Here is a 3,638-nt window from a genome sequence, read left to right on the forward strand (position 1 = left end):
TCAAATCATTGAGAACAAGCAAGTAGCTAAAGACATCTTTAAATGTAGGATTCAGACAAAGCATATTGCTAAAGCATGTTTGCCGGGTAACTTTATTAACATTTCCGTGGGAAGCAACTCGCAGTTTCTGTTAAAAAGACCGTTTGGCGTGCATAATGTGGAGGGCGATGAGTTAGTTATATTGTACAGAATACGTGGTAAAGGAACTGATGTGATGAGTTCTTTAGTATCAGGGGATAGCTTGGATTTACTTGGACCTTTAGGTAATTTTTTCGCTAATGTTCAGGATAAAAAGGTGCTTATTTTAGGTGGAGGCATGGGCATTGCTCCTTTATATTATTTAGAAAAGGAATTAAGCAAACACAATGATGTTCAGACAATGTATGCTGTAAAGACGAGGGAAGAATTAATAGATATTAACGTTTCTAGTCTTATTGTGCATGTAGACAAGGAGGAAGGCTGTTTTGCTTGTGATAAATTAGAAGATGTTTTAGTAAAAAACAAAATAGAGTCTTTGTATATTTGTGGTCCAGAGATATTAATGAAATTATCTTATCAGATAGCAAAAAAATATAGTATCCATACTGAAGTTTCGCTGGAAGCAAGAATGGCTTGTGGCTTTGGTGCTTGTGTTGGATGTGTGGTAGAAACAGTCAATGGTTTAAAGAAGGTATGTACCGATGGACCTGTGTTTAAGGCGGAGGAAATATGGGGATAGACACCCTTCCGTCCAACCTAGGCTGGCCACCTTCCCTTGAAAAGGTAAGGATTGAATTGAAGAAAAAGAGGTCTGGGTGATAGTGTCATCCTCGCGAATGCGGGGATCTAGTATTTGGATTGAGAATGGATTCCCGCCTGCGCGGGAATGACTAAAAAAAGCGGGAATGATAAGGAAGGATAAAAGGTTAAAGTGGTAAAGAGTTTAGAAGTTAATTTAGGTAAGTTAATATTACAGAATCCAATCACTACTGCGTCTGGTTGTTTTGGTTATGGTACAGATTTTTGTGATTTTTTAGATTTAGATAACCTAGGCGCGATAACCTTAAAAAGCATTACAAAAGCACCTAGGGCAGGCAATCCTACTCCACGAGTTGCGGAAACACCTTCAGGGATGATGAATTCGATTGGTCTTGCGAATTGTGGTATAAAAGAATTTTTAGAAGAAAAGTTGCCAGCCTTAGAGTATTTAAAGAAAGTTAAGGTAATAGCTAATATAGCGGGGCATTCCACAGAAGAGAATGTGGAGCTAGCCGAAATATTAAACAGTCAGAAAAGAGTTGATGCTATTGAACTTAATATTTCGTGTCCGAACGTTGATGCTGGAGGCTTAGCTTTCTGTCAGGACATGGCACAGCTAAAGGTTTTACTTAGAAAGGTAAGAGTTAAGACGGATAAGCCACTTATAGTTAAGCTGGCAGTGAATGTCCATGATATTGTTAGCTTAGCCCAGACATGTGAAGGAGAAGGGGCAGATATCCTTTCTTTAATTAACACGGTTACTGGGATGGAAGTTGATATTGAGAACAGAAAGCTTTTTTTTAGCAGAGGTTATGCTGGACTTAGTGGTCCAGCGATTAGACCGATAGCGCTTAAAGCGGTTTATGATGTAGCACGAGCAGTAAAATTACCATTAATTGGGATGGGGGGAATCGCTACAGTGGAAGACGTAGTTAAGTTTTTAATGGTAGGAGCAGACGCGATATCTGTTGGGATGATGAATTTTGTTCAACCTGATATTTCAGAGAAGTTAGTAGCTGAGCTAATAGAATATTTAAACCAGCGAGGGATGAAAGTAGAAGATTTAAAACTGTAAGTTGGTTGCAATCTTTCCAGTCAAGTTACGATATATTTTTATGAATAGAAAAACAATCTCATTTTCTTGTGAAAATAACCATAGCGATAATAGCGTTGACCCTAATAATGGGACTGTTTCATATAATCCTGGAATGTATGGTGACAAGGAATTTAAGAAGCTTCAAGCTTATGTTAATTATTATAAATCAAAAGATATATATATTGACATAAAGTCAGTTGTTTCAGTTTATAGTAACAAAGATGAAACGTTAGCTTCTTGTACATTATTAAAAAAAACGAAGCTAAATGGGATTGTGTTCCCTGAGAGAACAACATGTTATTTTCGTGAAAATGGTAAGTTAAGTTATGTTTTTTTGGTACAGAATATTCAAATAGGAGAATTGTTATTTATGAAAGGATATTGTGTTTTTTTTCATAATAATGGAAAAGTTAGTGCTGGGACTATAGCTGAGGTTTCGACACTCAGCGGAATTAGCTTTCCGATAGAGACTGATTTATATTTTAGTGCTCAAGGCGAGGCATATATGGCTCAGATAGATAAAATGGTTTTTGTTCACGAAGATTGTGAGTACCCGTTGTTCCAAAAAGATTGGAATGTCGGAGGAATGTTAATTAAGATGAGAGAAAAAGAAGCAGGAAAATTGTATGAGTTGGAGCAACCACTTTGTTATAAAGGGGTAGTATATCCCGCAGGGTCCAACTATGAGTTTGATGGTGACAATCGTTTATTAGAAATTGAATTATCAGGGCCAATTTTAATTGGCGACCATCCGAAATATAGCAAAAATACTATTATTAAAATTAACGAGCAAGGTATTCCAAAACGCAGGTAAAACAATTAATTGTTATTAATCTTTTTTTATAGGAAAATAACAGTATGAGTTTAAAACTTACTTTATTGGGAACAGGGACTTCGGATGGCGTTCCATTAATTGGTTGTAATTGTGCTGTATGTACTAGTAAAAATTCAAAAAACATAAGGCTTCGAACCTCCGCGTGGATTCATAATGAAGACCAATCAATCAGTATTTTAATAGACTGTGGTCCAGACTTTAGGGAGCAAGCATTAAGGCATGGCATTCGCAGAGTTGATGCAGTTTTGATTACTCACACGCATTGGGACCATATTGCTGGCATTGATGATTTGAGACCATTGGCTCTTAAAAATGGGAAAGAGATACGTCGAGGAAATAAGATAGATGTCTATGTGTATAAAGAACTCGCTGAGTGCTTGAAAAGACCATTTCCCTATATATTTGGAGAAGCCGACCAGATTGGTGGTGGAGTTCCAGCTGTTGAGATAAAGGAGTTGTTGGAGGGACAAGTGTTTTATATAAAGGGTATTCGGTTTGAGCCTTTATTAGGATTTCACGGGAAGATGAAGGTTTTTGGGTTTTTGTTTGACGATACTGTGTATATTACAGATGTAAATGAATTGCCAGCGCAAACAATGTCTTTAATTAATAATAAAAATACTGTGATTATTAATGCCCTAAGATATGTAGCTCATTCTACTCACTTTAATGTAGATGAAAGCGTACGACTTATTGAGAAGGTGAAGCCTAAGAAAGCATATTTTGTTCATACAACTCATGATTTGGAGTATGATAAGTTAAATAGTGAATTGCCGGATAATATTGAAATGGGTTACGATGGCTTAACTGTTAAATTATAAGGAGGATGTAAATGAAATACGTATGTAGTGTCTGTGGGCTGGAGAAATATTCAGAAGATAATCAAGAAATTCCAATGTGTTGTAGTGAAAAGATGTCTCCTTGCACAAAGGTACAAGATGCAGAAATGGCTAAGTTTACTGACAAAGA

4 protein-coding genes are annotated in these 3,638 nt (G+C 36.5%); all 4 read left to right on the top strand.

What is annotated here, in order from left to right; genetic code table 11:
* Positions 1 to 718 (top strand): dihydroorotate dehydrogenase electron transfer subunit (locus tag PHF25_09115; protein MDD4528168.1); only part of this gene is annotated, 718 nt, incomplete at its 5' end.
* A 192-nt stretch (positions 719 to 910) separates the two neighbouring features.
* The gene (locus PHF25_09120) at positions 911 to 1,813 is read left to right on the top strand and encodes a dihydroorotate dehydrogenase (protein ID MDD4528169.1); all 903 of its coding nucleotides are present in this window, start codon (positions 911 to 913) and stop codon (positions 1,811 to 1,813) included.
* A 40-nt stretch (positions 1,814 to 1,853) separates the two neighbouring features.
* Positions 1,854 to 2,648 (top strand): hypothetical protein, encoded by a 795-nt coding sequence (locus PHF25_09125; protein ID MDD4528170.1) that lies wholly within the window; start codon positions 1,854 to 1,856, stop codon positions 2,646 to 2,648.
* Between the two features lie 44 nt (positions 2,649 to 2,692).
* Positions 2,693 to 3,490 (top strand): MBL fold metallo-hydrolase, encoded by a 798-nt coding sequence (locus PHF25_09130; GenBank protein ID MDD4528171.1) that lies wholly within the window; start codon positions 2,693 to 2,695, stop codon positions 3,488 to 3,490.
* Positions 3,491 to 3,638: the final 148 nt, after the last annotated feature.

The organism is Candidatus Margulisiibacteriota bacterium, from assembly GCA_028706105.1.
Taxonomy (GTDB): domain Bacteria; phylum Margulisbacteria; class Riflemargulisbacteria; order GWF2-35-9; family DYQY01; genus DYQY01.

What these genes read in the sequence shown, in the direction of transcription:
- PHF25_09125 (MDD4528170.1), top strand. Translation starts at nt 1,854, where the DNA reads ATGAATAGAAAAACAATCTCATTTTCTTGTGAAAATAACCATAGCGAT.
- PHF25_09130 (MDD4528171.1), top strand. Translation starts at nt 2,693, where the DNA reads ATGAGTTTAAAACTTACTTTATTGGGAACAGGGACTTCGGATGGCGTT.